General features: G+C 60.5%; 23 protein-coding genes. 15 read left to right on the forward strand and 8 right to left on the reverse strand.

Annotated elements, in window-relative coordinates; all coding sequences use genetic code 11:
• The first annotated feature begins 29 nt into the window (after positions 1–29).
• From QZ268_RS00070 to QZ268_RS00095, 6 genes are all read left to right on the forward strand, one after another.
• Complete coding sequence (locus tag QZ268_RS00070; RefSeq protein ID WP_295446510.1) at positions 30–776, forward strand: SDR family oxidoreductase; 747 nt, start codon at positions 30–32, stop codon at positions 774–776.
• The gene (locus tag QZ268_RS00075) at positions 773–1126 is read left to right on the forward strand and encodes a cupin domain-containing protein (RefSeq protein WP_295446512.1); all 354 of its coding nucleotides are present in this window, start codon (positions 773–775) and stop codon (positions 1124–1126) included. Before QZ268_RS00070 ends, QZ268_RS00075 begins: the two co-directional genes overlap by 4 nt.
• A gap of 190 nt (positions 1127–1316) precedes the next feature.
• Positions 1317–2348 (forward strand): P1 family peptidase, encoded by a 1032-nt coding sequence (locus tag QZ268_RS00080; protein ID WP_295446514.1) that lies wholly within the window; start codon positions 1317–1319, stop codon positions 2346–2348.
• An 88-nt stretch (positions 2349–2436) separates the two neighbouring features.
• The gene (locus QZ268_RS00085) at positions 2437–2901 is read left to right on the forward strand and encodes a c-type cytochrome (RefSeq protein WP_295446516.1); all 465 of its coding nucleotides are present in this window, start codon (positions 2437–2439) and stop codon (positions 2899–2901) included.
• Positions 2902–3087: 186 nt separating this feature from the next.
• Positions 3088–3630 carry an isopentenyl-diphosphate Delta-isomerase gene (gene idi / locus QZ268_RS00090; RefSeq protein WP_295446518.1) on the forward strand — a complete coding sequence of 181 codons (543 nt, stop codon included), beginning with the start codon at positions 3088–3090 and terminating at the stop codon, positions 3628–3630.
• Between the two features lie 113 nt (positions 3631–3743).
• Positions 3744–5003, forward strand: a complete 1260-nt coding sequence (locus QZ268_RS00095) for a flavin-dependent oxidoreductase (RefSeq protein ID WP_295446519.1) — start codon at positions 3744–3746, stop codon at positions 5001–5003.
• 252 nt (positions 5004–5255) lie between these two features.
• On the opposite strand, the gene glpK is transcribed toward QZ268_RS00095, so the two are convergent.
• From glpK to panB, 3 genes are all read right to left on the reverse strand, one after another.
• Positions 5256–6740 carry a glycerol kinase GlpK gene (gene glpK / locus QZ268_RS00100; protein ID WP_295446521.1) on the reverse strand — a complete coding sequence of 495 codons (1485 nt, stop codon included), beginning with the start codon at positions 6738–6740 and terminating at the stop codon, positions 5256–5258.
• Positions 6741–6849: 109 nt separating this feature from the next.
• Positions 6850–7692 (reverse strand): pantoate--beta-alanine ligase, encoded by an 843-nt coding sequence (panC, locus tag QZ268_RS00105; RefSeq protein WP_295446523.1) that lies wholly within the window; start codon positions 7690–7692, stop codon positions 6850–6852.
• An 8-nt stretch (positions 7693–7700) separates the two neighbouring features.
• Positions 7701–8534, reverse strand: a complete 834-nt coding sequence (panB, locus tag QZ268_RS00110; RefSeq protein ID WP_295446525.1) for a 3-methyl-2-oxobutanoate hydroxymethyltransferase — start codon at positions 8532–8534, stop codon at positions 7701–7703.
• Between the two features lie 164 nt (positions 8535–8698).
• Between panB and QZ268_RS00115 the strand changes: the two genes are divergently transcribed.
• The 7 genes from QZ268_RS00115 (at position 8699) to QZ268_RS00145 (ending at position 15983) form a co-directional block, all read left to right on the forward strand.
• Positions 8699–10177 carry an ABC transporter substrate-binding protein gene (locus QZ268_RS00115; protein ID WP_295446527.1) on the forward strand — a complete coding sequence of 493 codons (1479 nt, stop codon included), beginning with the start codon at positions 8699–8701 and terminating at the stop codon, positions 10175–10177.
• Positions 10178–10247: 70 nt separating this feature from the next.
• Positions 10248–10664: a cupin domain-containing protein gene (locus QZ268_RS00120; RefSeq protein ID WP_295446529.1), complete on the forward strand. Its 417-nt coding sequence runs from the start codon at positions 10248–10250 to the stop codon at positions 10662–10664.
• Between the two features lie 5 nt (positions 10665–10669).
• Positions 10670–11617: an ABC transporter permease gene (locus QZ268_RS00125; protein ID WP_295446531.1), complete on the forward strand. Its 948-nt coding sequence runs from the start codon at positions 10670–10672 to the stop codon at positions 11615–11617.
• Entirely contained in the window at positions 11614–12426 is an 813-nt protein-coding gene (locus tag QZ268_RS00130) for an ABC transporter permease (protein WP_295446533.1), read from the forward strand. The genes QZ268_RS00125 and QZ268_RS00130 overlap by 4 nt, the downstream gene beginning before the upstream one ends.
• Positions 12426–14018 (forward strand): dipeptide ABC transporter ATP-binding protein, encoded by a 1593-nt coding sequence (locus QZ268_RS00135; RefSeq protein ID WP_295446535.1) that lies wholly within the window; start codon positions 12426–12428, stop codon positions 14016–14018. The genes QZ268_RS00130 and QZ268_RS00135 overlap by 1 nt, the downstream gene beginning before the upstream one ends.
• Positions 14015–14488, forward strand: a complete 474-nt coding sequence (locus QZ268_RS00140) for a GNAT family N-acetyltransferase (protein ID WP_295446587.1) — start codon at positions 14015–14017, stop codon at positions 14486–14488. Before QZ268_RS00135 ends, QZ268_RS00140 begins: the two co-directional genes overlap by 4 nt.
• Before the next feature lie 22 nt (positions 14489–14510).
• Positions 14511–15983: an aldehyde dehydrogenase family protein gene (locus QZ268_RS00145; RefSeq protein WP_295446589.1), complete on the forward strand. Its 1473-nt coding sequence runs from the start codon at positions 14511–14513 to the stop codon at positions 15981–15983.
• Between the two features lie 131 nt (positions 15984–16114).
• Here QZ268_RS00145 and pncB read toward each other — a convergent pair whose 3' ends face one another.
• From pncB to pncA, 3 genes are all read right to left on the reverse strand, one after another.
• The gene (gene pncB / locus QZ268_RS00150; RefSeq protein WP_295446537.1) at positions 16115–17404 is read right to left on the reverse strand and encodes a nicotinate phosphoribosyltransferase; all 1290 of its coding nucleotides are present in this window, start codon (positions 17402–17404) and stop codon (positions 16115–16117) included.
• A 119-nt stretch (positions 17405–17523) separates the two neighbouring features.
• On the reverse strand, positions 17524–19800 hold the full coding sequence (locus QZ268_RS00155) for an ATP-binding protein (protein ID WP_295446539.1): 2277 nt from the start codon (positions 19798–19800) through the stop codon (positions 17524–17526).
• A 105-nt stretch (positions 19801–19905) separates the two neighbouring features.
• Positions 19906–20505: a bifunctional nicotinamidase/pyrazinamidase gene (gene pncA / locus QZ268_RS00160; RefSeq protein WP_295446541.1), complete on the reverse strand. Its 600-nt coding sequence runs from the start codon at positions 20503–20505 to the stop codon at positions 19906–19908.
• 164 nt (positions 20506–20669) lie between these two features.
• On the opposite strand from pncA, the gene QZ268_RS00165 reads away from it, so the two are divergent.
• Together QZ268_RS00165 and QZ268_RS00170 are read left to right on the forward strand one after the other, a co-directional pair.
• Complete coding sequence (locus QZ268_RS00165; protein WP_295446543.1) at positions 20670–21581, forward strand: rhodanese-related sulfurtransferase; 912 nt, start codon at positions 20670–20672, stop codon at positions 21579–21581.
• Between the two features lie 297 nt (positions 21582–21878).
• Positions 21879–22799 (forward strand): PAS domain S-box protein, encoded by a 921-nt coding sequence (locus tag QZ268_RS00170; protein WP_295446546.1) that lies wholly within the window; start codon positions 21879–21881, stop codon positions 22797–22799.
• Positions 22800–22849: 50 nt separating this feature from the next.
• Here QZ268_RS00170 and QZ268_RS00175 read toward each other — a convergent pair whose 3' ends face one another.
• Together QZ268_RS00175 and QZ268_RS00180 are read right to left on the reverse strand one after the other, a co-directional pair.
• Positions 22850–23308, reverse strand: a complete 459-nt coding sequence (locus tag QZ268_RS00175; RefSeq protein ID WP_295446548.1) for a helix-turn-helix domain-containing protein — start codon at positions 23306–23308, stop codon at positions 22850–22852.
• 1 nt (position 23309) lies between these two features.
• A complete protein-coding gene (locus QZ268_RS00180; RefSeq protein ID WP_295446550.1) occupies positions 23310–25610 on the reverse strand; it encodes a heavy metal translocating P-type ATPase in 2301 nt (766 codons plus the stop codon).
• Between the last annotated feature and the right edge of the window lie 95 nt (positions 25611–25705).

Consider the following 25705-nt stretch of genomic DNA (forward strand, 5'->3'; position numbering starts at 1 on the left):
TGCCGCAAATGGATTTGAAGGAGAGCATTATGCGGCTTGCAGGAAAATGCGCCATTGTGACTGGCGGCGCTTCTGGCTTTGGCCTTGGCATCGTTGATAAATTCCTGGCCGAAGGGGCCAGGGTGATGATTGCTGACATCAATGGTGACAGCGCCTCTGCGTTGGCAGCCGAACGCGGCGACGCGGCGCTGGCCCAGCAGGTCGACGTTGCCAATGCGGCCTCTGTGAAGGCCATGGCCGAGGCCGCGATTGCCGGTTTTGGCAAGGTCGATATTCTGATCAACAACGCCGGGGTCACCCATCTGCCCACACCGCTGGACGAGGTGAGCGAGGAAGACTTTGACCGGGTGTACAATGTGAACATGAAATCGGTCTATCTAACCGCCCGCGCCCTGGTGCCGCATATGAAAACCAATGGCAGCGGCGCCATCCTCAACGTGGCCTCCACCGCCGGGGTCTCCCCCCGGGCAAACCTCAACTGGTACAATGCCTCCAAGGGCTGGATGATCACCGCGACCAAGACCATGGCGGTTGAACTGGCCCCCAAGGGCATCCGTGTCAATGCCATCAACCCAGTGGCCGGCGAGACACCTTTGTTGCAGTCCTTCATGGGCGAAGACACCCCGGAAGTGCGCGCCAAATTCCTGTCCACCATCCCCATCGGGCGTTTTTCCACCCCCGAGGACATGGGCAATGCCGCCTGCTATCTGTGCTCTGACGAGGCCAGCATGGTGACAGGCGTCGCCATGGAAGTCGACGGCGGCCGCTGTATATGAAGACCATCAACCTGGCAGAAAAACTGGCGCTGTTTGACAGCCATTGGGATCCCAAGGTCATTGCCGACTACAATGACAACGAAATCATGGTGGTCAAATTCCAAGGCGCCTTTCCCTTTCATCTGCACGAAGACACCGATGATTTCTTCCTGGTGTTAGAGGGCGAGATGGTGATGGAGATCGAAGGTGGCGCGGCGCATGTCGTCAAAGCCGGGGAGCTGTTTGTGGTGCCCAAAGGCGTCACCCACCGCCCCCGGGCCGAGGCGGAATGCAAGGTTTTGCTGATCGAACCCAAGGGCGAGCCAAACTCCGGCGATGCCAGCACAGCGGCCGCCAAAAACCGGATCTAGCGCCACAGCGCAGAGCAGATCCCTGAAAGCCGGCGCAGCCTGTTTGCGCCGGATCAAAGACCCAATCAAAATAGCATCTAAAAAGGGGGGGATTTTGCCCCGCCCTTTGCCTTGGAACAGGAGATCATAAGATGATGCATCCCTCAGGAAACCAGGCCTCAGGCAACAACATCTCAGGTCATCTGGCACCATGAGACCTGGACCCAAAAACCTGATCACCGATGTCCCTGGCCTCATGGTCGGCAATGCCAGTGATGCGGCGCTGAAGTCCGGCACCACGGTTTTGCTGGCAAGCGAACCGTTGACCGCCTCGGTGCATGTCATGGGGGGCGCGCCGGGCACCCGCGAAACAGATCTGCTGGCACCGGATAAATCCGTGGCCAAGATCGACGCCCTGGTGCTATCGGGCGGGTCTGCCTTTGGGCTGGATGCCTGTTCCGGTGTCGTGGACGGGCTGCGCGATCAGGGGCGTGGCTTCACCCTGGGGCCTGCACTCATTCCACTGGTGCCCGGCGCCATCCTGTTTGACCTGCTGAACGGCGGCGACAAGGACTGGCAGGACAACCCCTATCGCGCCTTGGGTCGCGCCGCTTTTGAGGATGTCTCAAGCGATTTCTCCCTTGGCTCCCATGGGGCTGGCACCGGCGCCCTGACCGCGATGGTCAAAGGCGGGCTTGGCTCTGCCTCTTTTGTGCTGGACAGTGGCGTGACTGTTGGCGCGCTGGTTGCTGCCAATCCGATGGGCAGCGTCACCACCCCCGGAGATCGCCATTTCTGGGCCGCACCTTTTGAGGTCGACGGAGAATTTGGCGGCCTCGGCCCTGACAGCGCAGTGGGGCTGGGACGCAGTCTCGACAGTCGCAAAATGCAGGCCATGCGCGCTCTTGCGGCCGATAACGACCTGCCCTCGGAGCGTGGCAATACCACCATTGCCATCGTCGCCACCGATGCCGCCCTGACCAAGGCTGAATGCCAGCGCATGGCCACTGCGGCCCATGACGGTATTGGCCGAGCCACCGTTCCGGCCCATGCGCCGGGGGATGGCGACCTGGTCTTTGCCGCCAGCACCGGCGGCCGGACACTCACCTCTGCAGAGGCTGAGCTGGGCGAGATCGGCCATGCTGCCGCGCTCTGTCTCAGTCGCGCCATTGCACGGGCGGTCTACTGCGCCACACCAGCGGAAAATGACCTGCTGCCCTGCTGGAGCCCCACCCAAACCTGAAACCTCAGATGCGGCAGATTCGCCCGTTGACACTCAGCGCCAACAAGCGCCGTATTCTATCAAAGCCAACTCAAACCGGAGCAAGCCTATGAAACCTATCCTAACCGCAGCCATTCTTGGCCTTCTGGCCGCACCCGCTTTTGCCGAAGGCGACGCTGCCAAAGGCGAAAAGGCCTTTAACAAATGCAAATCCTGCCACACCATCGTCTCTGACACCGGCGAGAAAATCGTCAAGGGTGGCAAAACCGGCCCGAATCTTTGGGGTGTTGTTGGCCGCACGGCGGGCACCTACGAAGGGTTTAGATACGGCAAGGATCTGGTTGCCGCCGGCGAAGGTGGCCTGGTCTGGGATCTTGCTAGCTTTGAGGCCTATACCCAAGATCCCCGTGGCTTCCTGCGCGAGCACCTGGACGACGGCAAGGCCAAATCAAAAATGTCGTACAAGCTGAAAAAAGGTGCCGAAGACATCTATGCCTTCCTGGCCCAGTTCAGCCCTGCCGCCGAAGAGCCAGCCGAAGATGCCGCAGCCAGCGAGGACGCGGCCTCCGAGTAATCTGCCACTTGTGTATCAGGCCTTTTGGCCCGCTGTGGCGGGCCGGGGCCAGATCTGACTGCCTGAAACTTAGGCATCAAAGGCCGCGACCGCAGGGGCGCGGCCTTTCGCGTAGTTGCTTTGCTCTGCGACCCGCGTTAGCCATTGCAGGCTGCGTGATGGCGGCACACTGATTACGGATCCGGAATGCCCCATTTGATCCCGGCCTGGGTGAACGGCGAACTGACACCGGTAGAAAAGCTCCTGGCGCATGAACAGGGGCTCAAACACAAGGCTGTCTCGGTGTTTGTGGTCAAGGGTGTCAAAATTCTGATGCAACGCCGCGCCCTGGGGAAATATCACACGCCTGGGCTCTGGGCCAATACCTGCTGCACCCATCCCATGTGGGAGGAAAGCTCCTCGGCCTGCGCGGTCCGGCGGATGCAGCAAGAGCTGGGCATCAGAGGGCTGTACCCTGAGTTTCGCCATCAGTTGGAATATCGGGCCGATGTGGGCCATGGGATGGTGGAACATGAGGTGGTGGATGTGTTTCTCGCCCATGCGCACCGGCCACTGACTCCGGTTGCCAACCCCGATGAGGTGATGGAGACCCGCTGGATGGACTACCATGACCTGTTGGCAGAGGTGCAGCGTCACCCGGAACGTTTCACCCCCTGGCTAAAGATTTACCTGCACAAATACGCCGATATCATCTTTGGCCCCGATCTGATCATCGCCTCCAAGACCTGATCCTGAGCGCGCCATTTTGCCCCAGATGCCGGTCGTGATCCGGCTTGTTTCCCCTTGCCCTTTAACCGGGCTCTATGGTTCTGTGCCGTCAAGTATTGGGAGGCACAGATATCATGTCAGTTCTTATTGCCGGTGGCGGTATCGCCGGGCTTAGCCTGGGTTTGACGCTGCATCAGATTGGGGTGCCGTTTCACATCTACGAAGCCGCCGCTGAACTGCGCCCCATGGGGGTTGGTATCAACCTGCAGCCCAACGCCGTACGCGAGCTGTTTGACCTGGGCCTGGAGGCGGAGCTGGAAGAGATCGGCATCCGCACCCGGCAGCTGGGGTTTTATTCAAAACTCGGCAAGACAATCTGGGAAGAGCCGCGCGGGCTTGAGGCCGGCTACGCCTGGCCGCAGTACTCGGTCCATCGCGGCGCTTTGCAAATGATGCTGTACCAGGCGCTGGTGGCACGGGCGGGTGCCGACTGCATCACCACCGATGCGCGCGCCGTGGGGTTTGAACAGACCGCAACCGGTGCAGATCTGCTGTTTGCGGACGGGTCTCGTCAAAGCGGTACGCTGGTTATTGCAGCAGACGGTATTCATTCCGCCCTGCGCGCGCAGATGTACCCCGAGGAAGGCGCGCCTATCTGGAATGGCCGGATCCTGTGGCGTGCCACCACCCAGGGCACGCCCTGGAAGGGCGAGGCCTCCATGGCGATGATCGGTCACGACAGCCTGCGCATGGTGGCCTATCCGATCTCCCGACCCGACGCTGATGGGCGCGCCACCCTCAACTGGATCGCGGAGAAAAGCTTTGACCCTTCCACGCCCTGGAAGAAAGAGGACTGGAACCGCGCCGCCGATATCGATGACTTTGTTGCCGAGTTCGAAGACTGGCAGTTTGACTGGATTGATGTGCCTGGCCTCATTCGCGGGGCCGAGGTGGTCTATGAATACCCGATGGTGGATCGCGACCCGCTGCCGCAATGGAGTTTTGGCGCCGTGACCTTGATGGGAGACGCCGCGCATCCGACCTATCCTGTTGGCTCCAACGGCGCCAGTCAGGCCATCATTGACGCGCGGATCATCGGCGCATCTTTCCTGTCCCATGGTCTCACCTCAGACGCGCTTGCCGCCTTTGAGGCCGAGGTGCGCCCCCTGGCAACAGGCATCGGCCAAACCAACCGCGCCGGCAAGGGGCCGGATGGGGTGTTGCAACAGGTCGAAGATCTCTGCGGTGGCGATTTTACCAGTATCAATGAGGTCATCCCACAGGCCGAGCTTGCCGCCCATGCTGCGCGCTACAAATCCATCGCAGGCTTTTCGATAGAGGAACTGAATGCCCGCCCGGCAACGATCAAAGCTGGGGCACGGCTGAGCAGCTAACGGTGGGCTCCCGCCCGTCATCAGGCCCTTTGGGCCTTCTTCCCGTTGGGCCCAGCGCCGTGCGGACGCACGGCGGGCGCTCTGCCACTTCTGCTGCAGCTATCGCAACCGCGCCGCGCGACAGCGCGGCGCCGGGCCCAACACCGCCAGGGGCTTTCGGCGCCAGCCGATGACCCGCGGCGGCGGGAGCCCCCCCTTGCCCCTTGGTGATCCGAAAATTGTAAAGCCGATACCGGGCAGCAAACGGGTTTCTTAAACGCCAATGACGGCCTGCACCGCCCGTTGCCAGCGGCCATAGGCCGCGTCGCGCTGCGCTGGGGCCATTTGAGGCGTGAACTTGCGATCCAGCGCCCAGGTTGCAGCAAAACCGGCCTGATCCGGGTAGATCCCGGCCTGCATACCAGCCAGCCAGCCCGCCCCCAGAACTGTTGTCTCCTGCATCTTGGGACGATCCACAGCGGCCCCCAACAGGTCCGACAGGCTTTGCATCGTCCAATCACTGGCGCTCATACCGCCATCAACCCGCAGGGTCACATGGGTTTCTTCCGGCCAGTCGGCCCGCATCGCCTCCAACAGGTCCCGCGTCTGATAGGCCACGCTTTGCAGCGCCGCGCGGGCCATTTCAGCTGGGCCAGTGCCCCGTGTCAGACCAAAGACCGCGCCGCGACATTCGGGTTGCCAATAGGGCGCCCCCAGCCCGGTAAAGGCGGGCACCAACAGCACATCCTGTTCGGGGTCCGCCTGCCGGGCCAAGGCCCCAGACTGGGCGGCATCCTCAAGCAGCCCCAATCCATCCCGCAGCCATTGCACGGCAGCGCCGGCAATAAAGATGGACCCCTCCAGCGCATAGGTGGGCTTGCCGCCCAGCTGATAGGCCACGGTGGTCAGCAGACGATTGTGCGACACAACCGGTGTCTCGCCCGTGTTCAGCAGCGCAAAACACCCGGTCCCATAGGTGGATTTCATCATCCCCGGTGCAAAACAGGCCTGGCCAATACCAGCCGCCTGCTGGTCGCCGGCAACGCCCAGAATAGGCACTGCCTCGCCCAGAATCTCAGGCACCGTTATGCCAAAATCTGCCGCGCAGTCCTTCACCTCTGGCAGCATCGCCATTGGCACCTGCAGCAGGCCGCAGATCTCTTCGCTCCAGGCCCCTTCGCGAATGTCATAGAGCATTGTGCGTGACGCATTGGTGGCATCGGTCACATGGGAGGCGCCGCCCGTCAGCCGCCAGATCAAAAAGCTGTCGATGGTGCCAAACAACAGCTCCCCGCGCGCGGCGCGATCGCGGGCCTCTGGCTGTTGATCCAGGATCCAGCTGGCCTTGGTGCCGGAAAAATAGGGGTCCAGCAGCAGGCCGGTCTTGTGGCGGATCATATCCTCATGGCCACCCCCGCGCAAAGCCTCGCAGATCTCAACCGTGCGGCGATCCTGCCAGACGATGGCCCGGTGGAGTGGCGCACCTGTCGCCTTGTCCCACACCGCCGTGGTTTCGCGCTGGTTGGTAATGCCGATGCCGGCCAGATCCGCAGCCGTGATCCCCGTCTGTGCCAGAACCTGTCGACAGGTTGCGACAACCGATTCCCAGATCTCATCCAGGTCATGTTCAACCCAGCCCGCCTTGGGGAAATACTGGGGGAACTCCTGCTGCGCCGTGCCCACGGCCTGCATGTCGCCGTCAAATAACACCGCCCGTGTTGACGTGGTGCCCTGATCGATTGCCAGAATAAATTTCATGTCCCGCCCCTGTGATGGATCTCCTCAGGGCGGGACTTTAGCCGCAAGATGTTACCGCTGCCAGTCCCTCTTAAAGCTTTAGTTGCCGAAACCGCTGAGGCGCCGACCGCTAGACTGCGACATTGTCAATCAGGCGCACCCCTTCCAGCCAGGCCGCCACAAAAAGCCGCGCCGGGCGGTCGGCCCTGTCCAGGGTGCTCAGGTCTTCTGCGCAGCACAGCGACAGGTACTCCACCTCGTCAAAGCCCGCCGCCAGGATCGCCGCCTCCGCTGCCGTGCCCAGAGGGGTAAAATCACCCCCAGCAGCCAGCGCCGTCGCCAGTTTGGTCAGGATCGGATGCAGCGCCCCGGCCTGGGCCGTACCCGCAGCCGAGAGCCGCATATTGCGTGAGGACATCGCCAGGCCTGAGGCCTCGCGCACGGTTGGACTGCCGACCACCTGGATTGGGATATCAAGGTCCCGCGCCATGCGCCGGACAACCAAAAGCTGCTGATAATCCTTTTCGCCAAAAAACGCCTGATGGGCGCCGGTCTGCAAAAACAGCTTGGCCACCACCGTGGCGACCCCGTCAAAATGACCAGGGCGACAGGCCCCCTCCATCTGATCGGCCACCCCGGCCACCGAAACCGTGCTGGCAAAACCATCCGGGTAGATCTGATCCGGGTCCGGCACATAGATCATATCGACCCCGTAGGGGGCCAGCTTGATGGCATCGTCATGTTCGGTGCGCGGGTAATTGGCCAGATCTTCGGGGTTGTTGAACTGCTTGGGATTGACAAAGATCGTCACGATCACCCGGTCGCAGGCGGCCTTGGCGGCCTCCACCAGGGACAGATGCCCCGCATGGAGCGCCCCCATGGTGGGCACCACGGCGACGCGTTCACCGGCGCGAATCCAGGCGTTACGTTTGGCCCGCAACGCGGCGAGCTGGCGAATAATCGGAGCAGTCATGGCAACTGTTACCCTTTTGCAGGTGCTGTCTGGTCAGCAAAGACATGTTCAGCAGCAGGGAAGGCGCGGGTGCGCACCTCGGCTGCATAGGCGGCGATTGCGGCTTCGGCATCGACGCCCAGCGTGCCATAGCGTTTGACGAACTTTGGCTTGAACGCGGTGAACAGCCCCAGCATGTCATCCACCACCAGAACCTGACCATCGCAGCCTGCGGAGGCTCCTATACCAATGGTGGGAATGGCAACGGCGGCGGTGATCTCATCCGCCAGGCTCTGGGGCACTTTCTCCAGCACCACGGCAAAGGCGCCCGCCTCGGCCACGGCCTGCGCCCCCGCCAGCACGGCGGCCCCAGCGGCGTCGCGCCCCTGCACCTTATAGCCGCCCAGGGTATTGATCGACTGCGGCGTCAGCCCCACATGGGCCATCACCGGAATGCCGCGCGCCACCAGAAACCGGATGGTCGCAGCCATCTCGACACCGCCCTCCAGCTTGACCGCCGCCGCATTGGTTTCCCGCATCAAGCGGGCCGCATTGCGAAAGGCCTGATCGGGGCTTTCCTCGTAGGAGCCAAAGGGCATGTCGATAACCAACATGGCACGCGACAGACCACGCGCAACTGCCGCGCCATGTAGAATCATCATCTCCATGGTGACGCCCAGCGTCGAAGAAAGCCCGTGCAAAACCATGCCAACGCTGTCACCGACTAAAACAAAGTCACAATGTTGATCCATCATCTGCGCCATCGGCGTGGTATAGGCGGTCAGGCTGACAATCGGCGCTTTTCCCTTCTGAGCAAGGATATCGCTCGCGGTGATGGCAGAGGTTTGTGAGGTCGCGCTCATGTTTTTTCCCGGTTTGGTGCGGCTTTCGCACGCCTAGCAACTTACGCGACGCACCTCCAGTGGGCGAAATGTCTCGCACCCCTTGATTACCCGGCAGAAAACGGGAAACCTGCGTCCCAAGACCCCCGGCGACAGGGGATCAGACGCAACTAGGGAATTGAGAAATGACATTCAGATCAATCGTTTTTGCCGCCAGTTCAACACTGGCTCTCATGGCTGGCACTGCCTTTGCCAAGGATTCCGTCACCATCGGGATGCAGCTGGAACCACCACATCTGGACCCCACCAGCGCCGCCGCCGGGGCGATTGATCAGGTGCTGTATTCCAACGTCTTTGAAGGGCTGACCCGGTTCATGGGCGATGGCTCTGTGGTGCCTGGCCTGGCCAAAAGCTGGGAGATCTCCGCTGACGGGCTGAGCTATACGTTTCATCTGAACCAGGGTGTCACCTTCCATGACGGCACCACAATGGATGCCGAGGACGTGAAATTCTCGTTGGATCGCGCCCGCGCCGAAGACAGCACCAACGCGCAAAAGGCCCTGTTTGCCGATATCGCCAGCGTGGATGTCGTCGACCCCGCCACGGTCAAAGTCACCCTGAGCAAAGCCAACGGCAACATGCTGTTCAACCTGGCCTGGGGAGACGCGGTTATCGTTGCCCCTGAAAGCATCGATGACATCAAAACCGCCCCTGTTGGTACCGGCGCCTTCAAGTTCGCCGGCTGGGTGCAGGGCGACAGCATCTCCCTGGAAAAGAACGCCGACTACTGGGGCACCCCGGCAGTGCTCGACGGTGCCACCTTCAAGTTCATTTCCGATCCCACCGCCGCCTTTGCAGCGGTCATGGCCGAAGATCTAGATGCCTTTTCCGCCTTCCCGGCGCCGGAAAACCTGCCGCAGTTTGATGCAGACCCGCGTTTTCAGGTCCTGGTCGGGTCGACCGAGGGGGAAACCATCCTGTCGACCAATAACCTGAAAGCGCCCTTTGACGATATCCGCGTGCGTCAAGCGCTTGCGCATGCGGTTGACCGTCAGGCGATCATCGACGGCGCCATGTTTGGCTATGGCACCCCAATCGGCAGCCATTTTGCCCCCCATCACCCCGCCTATGTCGATCTGACCGGTCAGTCCGCCTATGATCCGGAACGCGCCAAGGCGCTGCTGGCCGAGGCCGGCCTTGCAGATGGCTTTAAAACCACCCTGCACCTGCCGCCCCCCTCCTATGCCCGTCGCGGTGGCGAAATCGTCGCCGCCCAGCTGGCGCAGGTTGGCATCGAGGCCGAAATCATCAATGTGGAATGGGCCCAGTGGCTGGAAACCGTGTTCCGCGGCAAGGATTTTGGCCTCACCATCGTCAGCCATACCGAGCCAATGGACATCGGCATCTATGCCCGCCCGGACTACTACTTTCAGTATGACAATCCTGAATTCCAGGAGCTGATGACCAGCCTGAACGCAACCACCGATCCTGATCAGCGCATGGCGATGCTCAAGCAGGCGCAGGAAACCATCGCAAATGACTATGTGAACGGATACCTGTTCCAGATGGCCTCTCTCAGCGTGGCCAAGGCCGATCTACAGGGGCTTTGGGCCAATGCGCCGACCCAAGCCATCGACCTGACCGCCGTCAGCTGGGCTGACTAAGCCACCCGTTCCCCTGCCGGGCGCCGCATTTCTGGCGCTCGGCAGGCCTCAATATTTCAGGACCAGACCAATGATTGATATCTACCCCGCGGGCAGTCGACCCAGCCGCAAAGCCCCGGCCCAATGGTTCACCGGAGAAGTCTGGATGGATCCGATCATTGCTGCCCCTGCCCCCGCCCGGATCAATGCCCTGCGGGTAAGCTTTGCCCCGGCTGCGCGCACCGCCTGGCACAGCCATCCCCTGGGACAAACATTGCAGATCATCAGCGGCTTGGGCCTGGTTGGACTGCGTGACCGCGCCCCGCAACACATGCGCCCCGGCGATACCATCTGGATCCCGCCCGGCGTGGAACACTGGCACGGCGCCGCACCAGAAACCGCCATGGTGCATCTGGCCCTGCAGGAAGAGCAGGATGGCTCGGCCGCCGACTGGCTGGAACATGTTACTGACGCAGACTATCTGCGCAGCCCTGAGAGCACCTACTGACCCCTATGATTCGTTATGCTTTGAAACGCGGCCTGTCGCTGGTGATCAGCCTCGCAGTCGCCTCGCTGGTTATCTTTTTCGTCATCGAAATTGCGCCAGGAGACCCCGCCTCCTTTATGCTTGGCATCAATGCCGAGCCCGAAACCGTTGCCGCCCTGCGAACCGAACTGGGTTTGGACCAGAGCAAACTACAGCGCTACCTCGCCTGGGTGGGCGGGCTGCTGAGCGGTGACTTTGGCATGTCCTATACCTATCGCACCCCCGTTGCGGGGATGATTGCCGATCGCCTGTGGGTGTCGCTGCCGCTGGCGCTTTATGCCCTGGCGCTATCGACGCTGATCGCCTTTCCTGCCGGGATCTATGCCGCCGCTCGTCGCGGCAAGGCCGGGGACATGGCGGTGATGGGGGCCACTCAGCTGGGAGTCGCGGTGCCCAATTTCTGGTTTGCCATGATCCTGGTGCTAATCTTTGCCATCAACCTGCGCTGGTTTGGCGCCGGCGGCTTTGCTGGCTGGGACGAAGGCTTTGGCGCCGCCATCCACTCGTTAACCCTGCCCGCCATCGCCCTGGCGCTGCCGCAGGCGGCGATTCTGGCCCGCGTCATGCGCTCTTCCCTGTTGGATATCCTGGGCGAAGATTTCATGCGCACCGCCCGTGCCAAAGGCCTGACCCGCCGGCAGGCGCTGTGGCGTCATGGCCTGCGCAACGCGATGATCCCGGTGCTGACCATCATTGGGCTGCAGTTTTCCTTTTTGCTGGCCGGCGCCATCATCATCGAACAGGTGTTTTTCCTGCCGGGTCTGGGGCGGCTGGTGTTTCAGGCAATTTCCTCGCGCGATCTGATCGTGGTGGAATCCGTGGTGATGATCCTGGTCTTTGCCGTGATCACGGTGAATTTTCTGGTTGATCTAGCCTATGCGCTGGTCGACCCCCGTCTGAGGAGCCGCACATGAGCCGTAATCTATTCCTGGGCTGTCTGCTCTCTTCGCTCGTGGTACTGGCGGCTTTGGTCTCGTTTATCTGGACGCCCTTTGACCATACGGCGATGGATATCCCGGCCAAGCTGCAACAGCCCAATGGCACCCACTGGCTGGGCACCGATCACTTTGGGCGCGACATCTTCTCGATGATCATGGTCGGGGCGCGGACCTCGATCGCCGTGGCCCTGGTCGCTGTCGGCATCGGCATGGGGCTGGGCGTGCCCCTGGGGCTGGCCGCCGCCGCCAACAAGGGCAGCTGGCTGGATGAAATCATCATGCGGGCCAATGATCTGGTCTTTGCCTTCCCCTCCTTGGTCATTGCCATCCTGATCACCGCCATCTTTGGCGCCGGCGCCATCAATGCCATCGCCGCCATCGGCATCTTTAACATCCCGGTCTTTGCCCGCATCACCCGGGGCGCGGCCCTGTCCCTGTGGGAACGTGAGTTCATCCTGGCCGCGCGGGTCTCGGGCAAGGGGGCGGCGCGCATTTCCGGCGAACATATCCTGCCCAATATCGCCAACCTGCTGATCGTGCAGGGCACCATTCAGTTCTCGCTTGGCATTCTGGCCGAGGCTGGCCTGTCCTATGTCGGGCTTGGCGCGCAACCGCCCACCCCCAGCTGGGGCCGGATGCTGGCGGATGCCCAAACCATGGTGAGCTTTGCCCCGCACCTCGCCCTTATTCCCGGCTCTGCCATTGTGATCACCGTGCTGGGGCTCAACCTGATGGGAGACGGCCTGCGTGACTGGCTGGACCCCAAACTGAGGCTGGCACGCTGATGACCTTGCTTGATATCTCCAACCTTTCGCTGCGGATCGGCACCCATAAGATCCTCAAAGAGGTCTCCTTGTCGGTGCAGGCTGGCGAAATTGTCGCCATCACCGGCGAAAGCGGCTCTGGCAAATCCCTGACCGCTTTTACCGTCATGGGCTTGCTGCCGGATACTGCGACCACCTCGGGTCAGATCACCCTGTCCGGCACCAACCTGCTGGACCAGAGCGAGGCCCAGATGTGCGGGTTGCGGGGGCACAGCATCGGCATGGTGTTTCAGGAACCAATGACGGCGCTGAACCCGGTCAAAACCATCGGCGACCAGGTGATGGAAACCATCCTGATTCACAAGGCCCTGCCGCCGGATCAGGCCCACGCCCGGGCCCGCGAATTGCTCGACCGGGTTGGCCTGCCGGCGGATCGCTTCCCGCTTGGCCGCTTCCCACACGAGCTGTCAGGGGGGCAAAGGCAACGGGTGGTCATCGCCATGGCCATTGCCCTGCGCCCCAAGCTGCTGATCGCCGATGAACCCACCACGGCGCTGGATGTCACCACTCAGGCGCAAATTCTGGAGCTGCTGCGTGACCTGGTGCGGGAATTTGACATGGGGTTGATGATCATCACCCACGACCTGGCGGTGGTGGCCGATCTGGCCGATCGCATCGTGGTCATGCGCCATGGGGAGGTGGTGGAAACCGGCACCACCCAGGAGCTTTTGCACAATATGCAGCATCCCTACACCAAGATGTTGTTTGCAGCCTCCAACCATCAGGTGACCCTGCCAGAGCCCCCAGCGCCAAGCCCGCTGCTAGAAATCAAGGGTGCGGTACGGGACTATCCGCTGCCCCGCAAAAGCCTGTTTGCAAAGCCCGAGTATTTTCGCGCCGTCAAGGATGTCTCCTTTACCCTCTACCGGGGGGAACGCCTGGGGTTGGTGGGCGAGTCGGGCTGTGGGAAATCGACCCTAACACGGGCCATTTTGGGGCTAGAGCCGCTTCAGGGTGGTGAAATCAGCCTGGATGGGATGGCGATCACCACCACCCAGAATCCGGAAATCCGCCGCCGCATGCAGGTTGTGTTTCAGGATCCCTTTGGCAGTTTCAACCCGCGTCACCGGGTTGATCGGCTAATCACCGAACCCTTTTACACCCTGACCGATCCGCCCACAGGCTCGGCGCGCAGCGATCTCATTGCCGAGACCCTGCGCGCGGTTGGGCTGCAGCCGGAAGATGCCCAAAAATACGTGCATCAGTTCTCCGGTGGCCAGCGCCAGCGCATCGCCATTGCCCGCGCGCTCATCACCCGTCCCGAGCTGATCTTGTTTGATGAGGCCGTCTCGGCGCTGGATGTTTCGGTGCGGGCGCAGATCCTGGATCTGCTGGCAGAGCTTTGTGAGGCTTATGGCCTCAGCTATCTGTTCATCAGCCATGACCTGAGCGTCGTGCGCACCATCACCGACCGCTGTCTGGTGATGCAGAAAGGCGAGATTGTCGAGGCCGCCCCGACCGAAGAAATCTTTGCCGAGCCCAAACACCCCTATACCCGCGCGCTGATCGCCGCAGCACCACAGCTGCCAGACCTTGCACAGGGGGCGGCATAGTGGTCTCACTGTCCTTGATCCTGCCCCGAGAGCAAACAGTCTTTGCCTCGGTTCTGGCGCCCTATTTCCACGAGGTGGCGCCCGGCGCGCCGATTGATCCGGTCAAGCGGGCGGAGCAGATGTTGAACCGCAAGGACGTCACTGCCTTTTGGCTGCATCACGCCGCAGCCCGCATTGGATTTGCCCTGGTGCTGAACCTGCCGGATGACCGCCGCGAGCTGTCAGAGTTCATGATAGTGCCGCAGTATCGCCGTCAGGGCCACGGGCAAGAGGCCGCCAGCCTGATCCTGCAGGAGTTTCCCGGACGCTGGCGCATGGGCATTTCAGAAGGTTCCCCACAGGCTGCTGCCTTTTGGGGCACCTGTCTTAGCCTGGTGCCCGGCCTCAGCGCTCTGCAGACCGGCGCGCCCTTCACCGAACATCAGACCAAAAGCTACACATTTGATATTGCAGGACCCAATAATGCCTAACTCGCAGATCCCAGCCTCCGTTATGCCAGACACAAAAACAGCTGACGCAACCCCAATTTGGTTCGACCCAAGTCTCTGCCTGATTGGTGGCGTCTGGACGCCTGCCTGCTCTGGCGAAACGCTGGCGCTGGTGGATCCTTCGGATGGGTCGAACCTGTGCCAGATCGCCCGAGGCGGGGCCGCTGATATTGATGCCGCCGTTGCGGCAGCCGAGGCCGCGCTGGCGGGCGACTGGGGCCGGATGACCGCGCTGGAGCGGGGCCGCATCCTGACCCGTATTGGCCAACTGGTGCTGGAGCGGGTCGATGACCTGGCCGCGCTGGAAGTGCGCGACGTTGGCAAGCCCCTGACACAGGCGCGCGCCGATGCCGTGGCGCTGGCACGCTATTGCGAATTCTACGGTGGCGCCGCCGATAAGGTGCATGGCGAAACCATTCCCTATCTGGACGGCTACACGGTTTACACCCTGCGCGAACCCCATGGGGTGACGGGCCATATCGTGCCCTGGAACTATCCGATGCAAATTATCGGTCGCTCGGTTGGCGCCGCCCTGACCATGGGCAATGCCTGCGTGCTGAAACCCGCCGAAGAGGCCTGCCTGACAGCGCTTGCCTTTGCCCATATCGCCCAGGAGGCCGGTCTGCCCGCCGGGGCGCTGAATGTGGTTCCGGGCATCGGTGCCGAAGCCGGCGCGGCATTGACCGCCCATCCACAGGTGCATCACATCTCCTTTACCGGGTCGGTGGCCACGGGGGCGCTGGTGCAACAGGCCGCAGGCAAGAACGTGGTGCCGGTGACCTTGGAGTTGGGCGGCAAGTCACCGCAACTGGTGTTTGACGATGCCGATCTGGACGCCGCCCTGCCGTTTCTGGTCAATGCCGGCATTCAGAACGGTGGCCAGACCTGCTCTGCCTCCTCGCGTATTCTGGTTCAACGGGGGGTCTATGACACAGTCAAGGCGCGCATGTCCGCCGCCTATGGCGACCTGACCGTAGGCCCGGCTGCTGACGACCTGCGGCTTGGGCCACTGATCTCGAACCGGCAAAAAGACATTGTCGAAGGCTTTCTTGCCAAGGGGGCTGATCTTGAAATTGCCGGACAGGGGCAGATTGTGGACAGTGCCCCTGCAACGGGTGCCTATGTGCGACCGACGCTTTTTGCCGATGTCCCTGCGGACCATGCGCTGGCACAGCAGGAGATCTTTGGCCCGGTTCAGGTTCTGATCCCCTTTGATACCGAAGAAGAGGCCCTGGAAATTGCCAATGGCACCGAATTTGGCCTGGTTGCCAGCGTCTGGACCCGTGATGGGGCGCGGCAGATGCGTCTGGCCAAGAAGCTGCGGGCCGGTCAGGTATTTCTGAACAACTACGGCGCTGGCGGCGGTGCTGAACTGCCCTTTGGTGGTGTTGGAAAATCCGGCCACGGCCGCGAAAAAGGCTTTGAGGCGCTTTATGGGTTTTCCCAGCTGAAAACAGTGGCGGCCCATCACGGCTGACCCCTAAACCAAGCCGGTATCACACGTTTGGAGAGGGACTGAGCAAGCCGCCGCTTTCACCTTCTCCCAATATTTCCCGCCGGAGACATCACCGCGCGCAAGCGCGGTGAACACCACTCAATACAGGGCGACTAGACGATCACGTCGATATGGTCCTGTTCTCCAATCCCAAACACGCGTTTATAGCGGGCGATTTCATCCGCCGGCCCCATGGCTTTTTCCGGGTTATCCGACAATTTTACCGTTGGTTTGCCATTGGCGGAGATCGCTTTGCACACCAGCGAGAAGGGGGCCAACCCATCATCGGGGACCAGGCCGCGAAAATCATTGGTCAGCAGGGTGCCCCAACCAAAGGAGACCTTGGTCCGCCCGGCAAATTTCCCGTGCAGCTCGGCGATTTTATCGACGTCCAACCCATCCGAGAAAATCACCCGCTTTTGCAGCGGATCTTCGCCGCGCTCCTGCCACCAGTTGATCGCCACCTCCGCCCATGCGGCCGGATCACCGCTGTCGATACGGATCCCGGTCCAGCCCGCCAGCCAGTCCGGCGCGTGATCCAGAAACCCCTGGGTGCCATAGGTATCGGGCAGGATGATGCGCAGATTGCCGTCATGTTCCTCATGCCAGTCCGACAACACATCATAGGGCGCGCGGGCCAAAGCTGCATCATCCGCTGCCAAAGCCGAATAGACCATCGGCAGCTCATGGGCATTGGTGCCAATGGCTTCGACCTCGCGCCGCATGGCGATCAGACAGTTCGAGGTGCCGGTGAATTTGCTTCCCAGCCCTTCGCGCATCGCCTGCACGCACCAGTCCTGCCAGAGGAATCCATGGCGGCGGCGGGTGCCAAAATCGGCAATGCTCAGCCCGTCGATATCGCGCAGCTGTTCGATTTTTTCCCAGACCCGCGTCATGGCGCGGGCATAAAGCACCTGCAGTTCAAACCGGCCCATGTCATTCAGAACCGCCCGCGAGCGCAGCTCCATCAGCACCGCCAGGGCTGAAATCTCCCAGAGCATGACCTCGTGCCATTTGCCTTCAAAGGTCAGCTCATACTGATCACCGACGCGTTCCAGATGATAGGCGGGCAGGCGCAGGTTTTCGAACCACTCCATAAAGTCCGGGCGAAACATCTGGCGCTTGCCATAAAAGGTATTGCCGCGCAGCCAGGTGCTTTCGCCACGGGACAGCGACAAAGAACGGATATGATCCAACTGCTCGCGCAGCTCTCCCTCGTCGATCAGATGCGCCAGCGGCACCGAGGTTGACCGGTTGATCAACGAGAATGTCACCTCGGTCTGCGGTTTATTGCGAAAGACTGACTGACACATCAGCAGTTTGTAAAAATCTGTATCAATCAAGGAACGGATGATCGGGTCGATCTTCCATTTATGATTGTAAACGCGGGTTGCGATATCCACCGGCGGCCTCATGCAAGTTGGGTCACGACTTGATAGGACAGGCAGCAAGCCAGAGCAAGGCAAGGCCGGCCCCAAGGGTTTCCGGTGACGATCCCCCAGGCCTGGTCAGCCAGTCGCAGTCACCCTGTCATTTGCACCCGGTGGGCTTGCGCAAAGCTGGCCAGAACCTCCAAAAGCTGGGTTCTGGAAATCGGCTTGGTGACAAATTCATTCATGCCAGCGGCCAGACAGACCTCACGATCGGTATCAAATGCATTTGCGGTCAAGGCGATGATCGCCGGTTGCGGCTGGCCCCAAGAGCGAATGATCCGCGTCGCCTCCAATCCGTCCATGACCGGCATGCTAACATCCATCAGGATGATATCCGGCTCGAACGATTTGACCTTGTCTACCGCCTCAGCGCCATCATGGGCAAACTCCAGCTCCAGATCTGTCTGTTTCAGGAACTTCTGTATCAACAACCGGTTGACCCGGTTGTCTTCGGCCACCAGCACCCGCAGCCCAGACAACCCATCAGTGTCCCCTGTCCGCTCTGGCACTGGTGCCACAGTGATGTCCGCAGCGCTGGCCAGGGCAAAAGGCAGGGCAAGGGTGAAACATGATCCGGCCCCGATTTCCGAGGTTACGGTGATGCGCCCATCCATGGCCTCGGCCAGGCGCCTGGAGATGGCCAAGCCAAGCCCTGAACCGCCAAAACGGCGACTGATAGCCGCATCAGCCTGCGAGAAGCGCTCAAAAATGCCAGTGAGCATTTCTTTTGGGATGCCAATGCCAGTGTCAATGATTGACCAGTTCAGCAATACCCCACCGCCAGGTGTTGGCTCTGCTTCTACCGTGACCTTGACCCGGCCCTGTTCAGTGAACTTGATCGCATTGCCCACCAGATTATTCAAAATTTGGCGCAGCCGGTGATCGTCACCATTGAGGTGGCGGGGTAAATCGGCATCGCGTTCAACATCCAGGGTCAGCCCCTTGGCTTCGGCCTGGGTGCGCAGCAGTCGAATAGTCTCGTCAATGCATTGGTGCAGGTCAAAATCACAGGGGTTGATTGAAATCTGACCTGCATCCAGCTTTGACAGATCCAAAATGTCGTTGATCAGCGCCAACAAAGTTTTGGCTGAGCTGAGAATCGTGTCGGCATAGAGCTTTTGATCGGTATCCAGATCGGTTTCTTCCAGCAGTTGTGCCATGCCAATGACCCCATTCATCGGGGTGCGGATTTCGTGGCTCATGGTGGCCAGGAAATCCGATTTGGCACGGCCCCCTTCTTCGGCTGCCTGGCGGGCCTCTTCGAGCTGCTGGGCATTCTGTTTGGCTGCCGTTATGTCACGCTCGATGGCAATGTAGGACATCTCTCCGCCCTGATCCCCCCGTATGGGAACCTGGTTGGTTTCCAACCAGATATCACGCCCATCCTTGTGGCGGTTCAGGATCTCCATCCTAAAGGGTTGCGCTGAGCGCCGCCCCTCCAGAATTTGGTCAAGCGCGTCTAGATTGGTGTCGGGATGGTTCAACAAGTCACCAGGCTCTCGGCCCAGAATTTCATCAAAGCCGTATCCCGTCAGCCGGGTGAAGGCCTCGTTCACCCATTTTACCTTGTTGTTTTCGTCTATGAGAAGAACACTGTCATTTGCATGGCGTGCCACCAAGGCCAGCCGCTTTGCCTCGACCTGCTGCTCCAGCAAGCGCTGATAGGCGCCCTCCAGCTCCTGCTGCTGCAAGGCCTGGGTCAACAACATGCTGCGGGTGCGCGAAAAGCTGCGGTTAATAAAATGCAGATACCAAAACAGCGTCCCATCGAGTATCAGCAATCCCCCGAGACGTAGTTGAAATTCCATTTGGCTGAGAACGTTGTCACCACTGAACATCAAAACATAGGGCGCCAGCATATAGACGCTCAGACGGGCCACAGTTGCTAGCCTATTGTAGGGCATCACCAGGCCCGCATTTATCGCTGCCCCCGCCAAAACACTAATTGCAAAAAGCGGATCTAATTCTGCCAGATTGGTTTCGCCAATCAGCGAACCCACCCAATAGGGGCTCGCTGTACTGACAAACATGCCACAACTCTGCAGAAAGCCAGTAACCGCGCTGATGCGACGCAATCCCCGGCTGGGAGCCCCAGCCTTCAGCTTTCGCTGGGCATAGCGCATGAATGTGCCATCTATCACCTCGACGGTACCGGCGACCAAAAATGCAATCAGCCCGGCCACGACTGAGGCAAACACCACCATCATCAGAGACACCAGCGCAATAAAGGCCAAACGTGGCCAAAAAATCCTCACCTGACCACGCACATAGCGCCGGAACAACCCGTGCTGGCTATATCGGTCGTGGTGTTGGGCCAAAGAGCTGATACGAGGCTCTTCTTCGCCAGACTTTCCTTGGGTCGTCATTCTGTGCTGTTGCCTCCGCGCAATCAGCCAAATATAGCCGCCTCACTCTTTCAAACTCCTAAAGACCAGTAGCAAGAAAAATGACGGCAGACTATGTTTCGGTCTTCAAACTTGTTGTAATTGCACCCCAGCAGCCTGCATCTCTGCCAAAGACGTCTCCAGTGACCCCTCCAAGTCTATCCCCCGACATGCGGTGAGGTCGACCCGGACCTTAAAACCCAGCTTGGCGGCATCCAGGGCCGAAAAAGCAACGCAGAAATCGGTCGCCAGCCCAACAAAGGTCAGCTCCGACACCCCGCGAGAGCGCAGATACCCGTCCAAGCCCGTGGGGGTCTTTTGGTCATTTTCAAAGAACCCTGAATAGCTGTCGATCAGGGGGCGAAACCCCTTGCGGATGATCAGATCGCCGCTCACATCCAGATCCGGGTGAAATTCGGCTCCGGCGCTGCCCTGAACACAGTGATCCGGCCACAAAACCTGCGGCCCATAGCTCATCCCGACGCTCTCAAACGGCGACATGCCAGAGTGCGAGCTCGCAAAGGAGGAATGCCCCGCCGGGTGCCAGTCCTGGGTCAGGATCACAGTGTCGAAATTCCCCATCATAGCATTGATCGGCGCCACCACCTCATCACCTCCGGGGACCGCAAGCGCGCCACCTGGACAAAAATCGTTCTGGACATCAATTACGATCAGGGCCTGCGTCATCTCTGTTCCTCCAAGCGTTTGTTCTATCAACCTACCTAGACGTCTATTGCCACACAGGAAATACGTCACCTTGATGCAGGGGGAAAGGGCGCGATCCGGCGGCAAAACAGCCCGCCTTTTTTGTTTTTCTTGAAAAATGCAGCGCAGAGTTCTAAGGGCGCATCATGTATAAAATCGCTGCCCTTTATCACTTCACCCGTTTCACCGATCCTGCCGCTCTCAAACCGGCACTGCTGGAGCTTTGTCTGCACCACGCGGTGACGGGGTCCTTGCTGCTGGCACAGGAGGGTATCAATGGCACTATTGCAGGCCCTGAAGCCGGGATCGAAGCGGTGCTCAACCATATCAAAACGCTGCCGGGCTGCGCGGATCTCTCCTGGAAAGAGGCCTTTAGCGAGCAGCCACCTTTTGGCAAGATCAAGGTCCGCCTGAAAAAAGAGATCGTCACCATGGGGCAACCCGATGTCGATCCCAAAGCCAGTGTTGGTCATTATGTTGAACCCGAAGACTGGAACGACCTGATCCGCGCCGAAGATGTGGCGGTCATCGACACCCGCAACGACTATGAGGTGCAGATTGGCACTTTTGAGGGCGCTATCGACCCGGAAACCGCCAGCTTTCGCGACTTCCCCGCCTGGTGGCAGGCCAACAAGGACCGGTTTCACAACAAACGCGTGGCGATGTTTTGCACCGGTGGCATTCGCTGCGAGAAATCAACAAACTACCTGCTGAGCCAGGGTGTCGAGGATGTCTATCACCTCAAAGGTGGCATTCTGCGCTACCTGGAGGAAATGCCCCCCGAAGACAGCAGCTGGCAAGGCGAGTGTTTTGTCTTTGACAACCGGGTATCAGTTGGCCACGGGTTGGTTGAAGGCCCACATGAGCTGTGCCACGGCTGTCGCCGCCCCATCCTGCCCAAGGATAAGACATTGCCGTCTTTTGAAATGGGGGTCTCTTGCTATCAGTGCATTGATGAGACCACTGAGGCAGACAAGGCCCGGTTCCGCGAGCGGCAAAAGCAGATGCGTCTCGCCCGTGAACGCGGGGAAGCCCATCACGGCGGGCGCAGCGTCTAAAAAGTTCTCAGCTCAACAATTGAAAATCAAAGTAATGAAATTAGAGGACCCCTACTGAACGCCCACCAAATTTTGATCATAGTCAAAGCAAGTTCACCCTGTGCGGTATGAGCATCACTTGTTCACTTTCCACACTGCACAGGTCTGTCCAAGCCTGACTTTAACTAACAGATTTCCCGTTGCGTTTCTCTGATATCTCAACGCCCGGCGGCCGCAACAGGCTGGGGCGGTTACGCGGTAACAAAGGCGAGAGGCGCGCGCAAAAATAAAGCGAACGACAGTATGAGCCTAGACAGGATGCCGAGTAATGAGCCTCCCGCACCACGGACAAAAGACGTCTCAATCGGCGACATTCGTATTCCCGATCTGTTTCGAGACCTGCCAGATGCAGTGATCATCGCGGACGAAACCCAACGTATTACGTGGTACAATACTGCCTTTCAGACCCTATTTGGATATAGCCAGCAAGAATTGATCGGGCAAAGCGCCGAACAGCTTTATGCCGCCCCACAGAGCTATGAAAAACAACGCAGCGCCGGGTTTTCGGTTGCGGTTGAAGATCTCGATCACAACTACGAAATGCGCTACAAGCGCAAGGACGGTACCAGTTTTCTGACCCGCACCACTGGCGGCCCCATCCGCGACAAAGAGGGCCGGGTCATGGGCCTGTTTGCCATTATCAGGGATATCTCCCAGACCCGTGCGATCGAAGATCTCTTGCACAGGTTGTTTGATATTTCCACGGATCAAGCCCTGGATCAATCCGGCAAGATCCTGGCCATTTTGAAACTTGGTTGCGCTCATTTTAAAACCGACTCGGCCTTGGTCAGCTGGGTGCAGGGGGAGCGTTATACCATCCTCTACAGCTATTCGGATCTGGTAGATATTCCACGGGGCACAGTCTTCCCGCTGGGCGATACTTATTGTTCTGAAATGTTGAACAGCGGCGGCCCCCTGGCCTGTCACACGGCCAAACAGTCGCAGTTTGGCACGCATCCCTGCTATGATCTCTTCTTGTTGGAGACCTATATTGGCGTGCCGCTGATTGTCGACGGAGAGATTTTTGGCACCTTGAACTTCACCTCCCCCGAAGAGCGCCATCCGTTTGAAGCAGGCGATCTGGAAGTGATCAAGATGTTTGCAGCCTGGGTCGGGCAACAGTTGAATTTTGAAAAAGCCACCAACCAGCTGCCAACGGAAACCACCACACTGACATAGGATCGGGCACACGGCTGATGCCGGGCCTGTCCAGAACCTGCCCTGCCCGGTCAGGTGCCAATGGGGTCGTGACCTCTGTGATCCTGGCCCGTGTGTTCGTGATCCGTCAGGCACTCTGTGTGGTCTCGCAGCACCTCCAGCACCCGGCATTCCGCCACCGAATGATGGCCGCAGTCGCTGATCATCCGCTTCAGCTCGATCTGCAGCGCCTGCAGCCTGGCGATGCGGTCCTCCACCTGTTTCAACTGTCGCTGTGCAATAGAATCCGCATCGGCACAGGACTGCGCCGGATTGTCCGCCAGATCCAGCAACTCACGTATGGCCTCCAGCGAAAACCCCAACTGCCGCCCATGACGGACAAACCCCAGCCGGTCCAGCTCGGCCTGGCCATAGCGCCGCTGGCCGCCTTCGGTGCGCTCGGGTTCCGGCATCAGGCCGATGGTCTCATAGTAGCGAATGGTCTGCACCTTGGTGCCAGTGCGTTTGGCCAGGGTTCCAATGGTCAGCATCTTAACTCTCCTTTCCTTTCAACAGCCGCAGCGCGTTCCCCACCACCAGCAGGGAAACCCCCACATCCGCAGCAATTGCCCCCCACATAGAGGCCAGACCAAAGGCGGTTGCCAGGGCAAACCCCAGCTTGGTCACCAGCGACAGCCCGATATTCTGATGGATCACCGCCATGGTCCGGCGCGAATGGGCGATCAACCAGGGCAAGCGGCTGATGTCGTCGCTCATCAGGGCGATATCAGCGGTTTCAATCGCCGCATCAGAGCCCACAGCCCCCATTGCCACGGCAAAATGCGCCCGTGCCATCGCCGGGGCATCATTCACCCCATCGCCCATCATCGCCACCATATCATAGCGCTCGGTGAGCCGCTCGACCTCGGCAAGCTTATCTGCGGGCAGCAACCCGGCATGCACCTGATCTATCCCCGTGGCTTGCGCAACGGCGCCAGCGGCGGCCGCATTGTCGCCCGTAAGCATAACAACCTGTTTGACCCCCAGTTCATGCAGGGCCGCGATGGTGTCGCGCGCCCCCGGACGCAGCCGATCACGCAGGGCAATCAGCCCTATTGGCCCGCTGGCATCCCCCACCACCACAAGCGTCGCTCCCTCGGCCTCGATCTCGGCCATCTGGGCGGCGGGCAGCGCGGTGCCAAAACCCTTTTCCGTCGCAAACCGAGGGGAGCCGAGCCAGATCGCCCGCTCTCCCTGTCGTCCCTCCACCCCGCGCCCGGGTATGGTACGGCTGTCGGTGGCGGCCACATAGGCCAGATCCTGGCGTGTTGCCTCGGCTAGGATGGCCAGCGCCAGCGGATGCGAGGCCCGCGCCTCCAGCGCTGCTGCGGCCTGCAGCACCTCGGTTTGGCTGGCGCTGCCGAGGGGGTGGATCCCGGCAACTTCGGGGCGGCCTTCGGTCAATGTGCCGGTCTTATCCAGCGCAATGGCCTGCAGCTTGCCCGGGGCCTCGATATAGGCGCCGCCTTTGATCAGCACCCCGGCGCGGGCCGCCGCTGCAAGGGCGGCCACAATCGACACCGGGGTCGAAATCACCAAAGCACAGGGGCAGGCAATCACCAGCAACACCAGCGCATTATAGACCCAAAAGCCCCAATCCCCGCCCGCCAGCAACGGCGGCAGACAGGCCAGAGCAATGGCCAGGGCCAGAACTGACGGGGTATAGATACGGGCGAACTTTGCCACCCATTGCTCCACCGGGGCGCGGCGGGCATGGGCGTCGCCGACCATGCGGGTGATCTTGGCCAGCACTGTATCGCTGGCCAGTTTGGTTGCTTGCACGGTCAGGCTGCCGTCGCCATTCAGCGTGCCTGCATAGACCTCATCGCCGGGTTCTTTGGCAACCAGGGCGCTTTCCCCAGTAATGGGGGCCTGATCTACAGCACCTGCCCCTGCAATCACCCGCCCATCCATCGGAATGCGGTCGCCGCCACGCAGAACAAAGTGCTGGCCGATCTGCACCTCACCGGCGGGCATTTCAACCTCGCGGCCATCGTCGCGGATCACCCGCGCTGTGGCGGGTGCCAGATTGAGCAACGCCGACACCGCGTTGCGCGCCCGTCCGACGCTCCAGGATTCCAGCGTCAGTGACAGGGCAAAGAAAAACGCCACCGTTGCCGCTTCGAAATATTCGCCCAGGCTGATGGCGCCGGCCACGGCCACCACCATCAGCAGGTTCATATCAGGGGAAAGGTTGCGCAGCGCATACCAGGCCTTTGGCAGCACCAGCCAGACCCCCAGCGCCACCGCGACCAGAAACAAACCCAGCTCGCCCATAGGCACCGGCAGATCGCCGTGACCGGCAAACAGCTGCCCCAGACCTGCGGCTCCGGAATGGGCCACATGCCAGGCCAGACCGCCGCTCCAGAACAGCGCGCTGGCGGCGGTAAAACGCTTTTGACGGCGCAGATGGGCCGCCTGATCCGCCTCGGCGCTTTTGGCGTCCCAGGGCTTGGCGCTCATGCCGGTGGTGGCAACCAGGCTCAGCACCTGTTCATCGGGGATTTGCACTGCTGAGGCGAGCAAGGTCATGCGCCCGTTCAGCACATCAAAGCCCAGATGGTCAGCGCCGCCCACCACAGGGCCTAAGGCGCGATTTAGGCTCGCAACCTCTTCGGCGCAGCACAGACCATTGACGCGAAAACTGCGCCCCGCCGTTAGCTCTGCGGCATCCGGCGGAGCCACAGTCCCACTGCCACAACAACCCGCGGGTTCAGCCGCATGGGCATGGTTATGGGCTTTGGCGTTGGTAGGGGTCGAATTGACGGAACTACAGCAGCTATCCTGGGGCATTAGGGCCTCTTAGTTTGCAAAGACCTGCCCTAGATAGGACCTACAGTGACTAGAGGTTCAAGAGATTTCTTAAAAAACTTTGGCCACAGGATGTG

Source organism: uncultured Pseudophaeobacter sp., assembly GCA_905479575.1.
Taxonomy (GTDB): Bacteria; Pseudomonadota; Alphaproteobacteria; order Rhodobacterales; family Rhodobacteraceae; genus Pseudophaeobacter.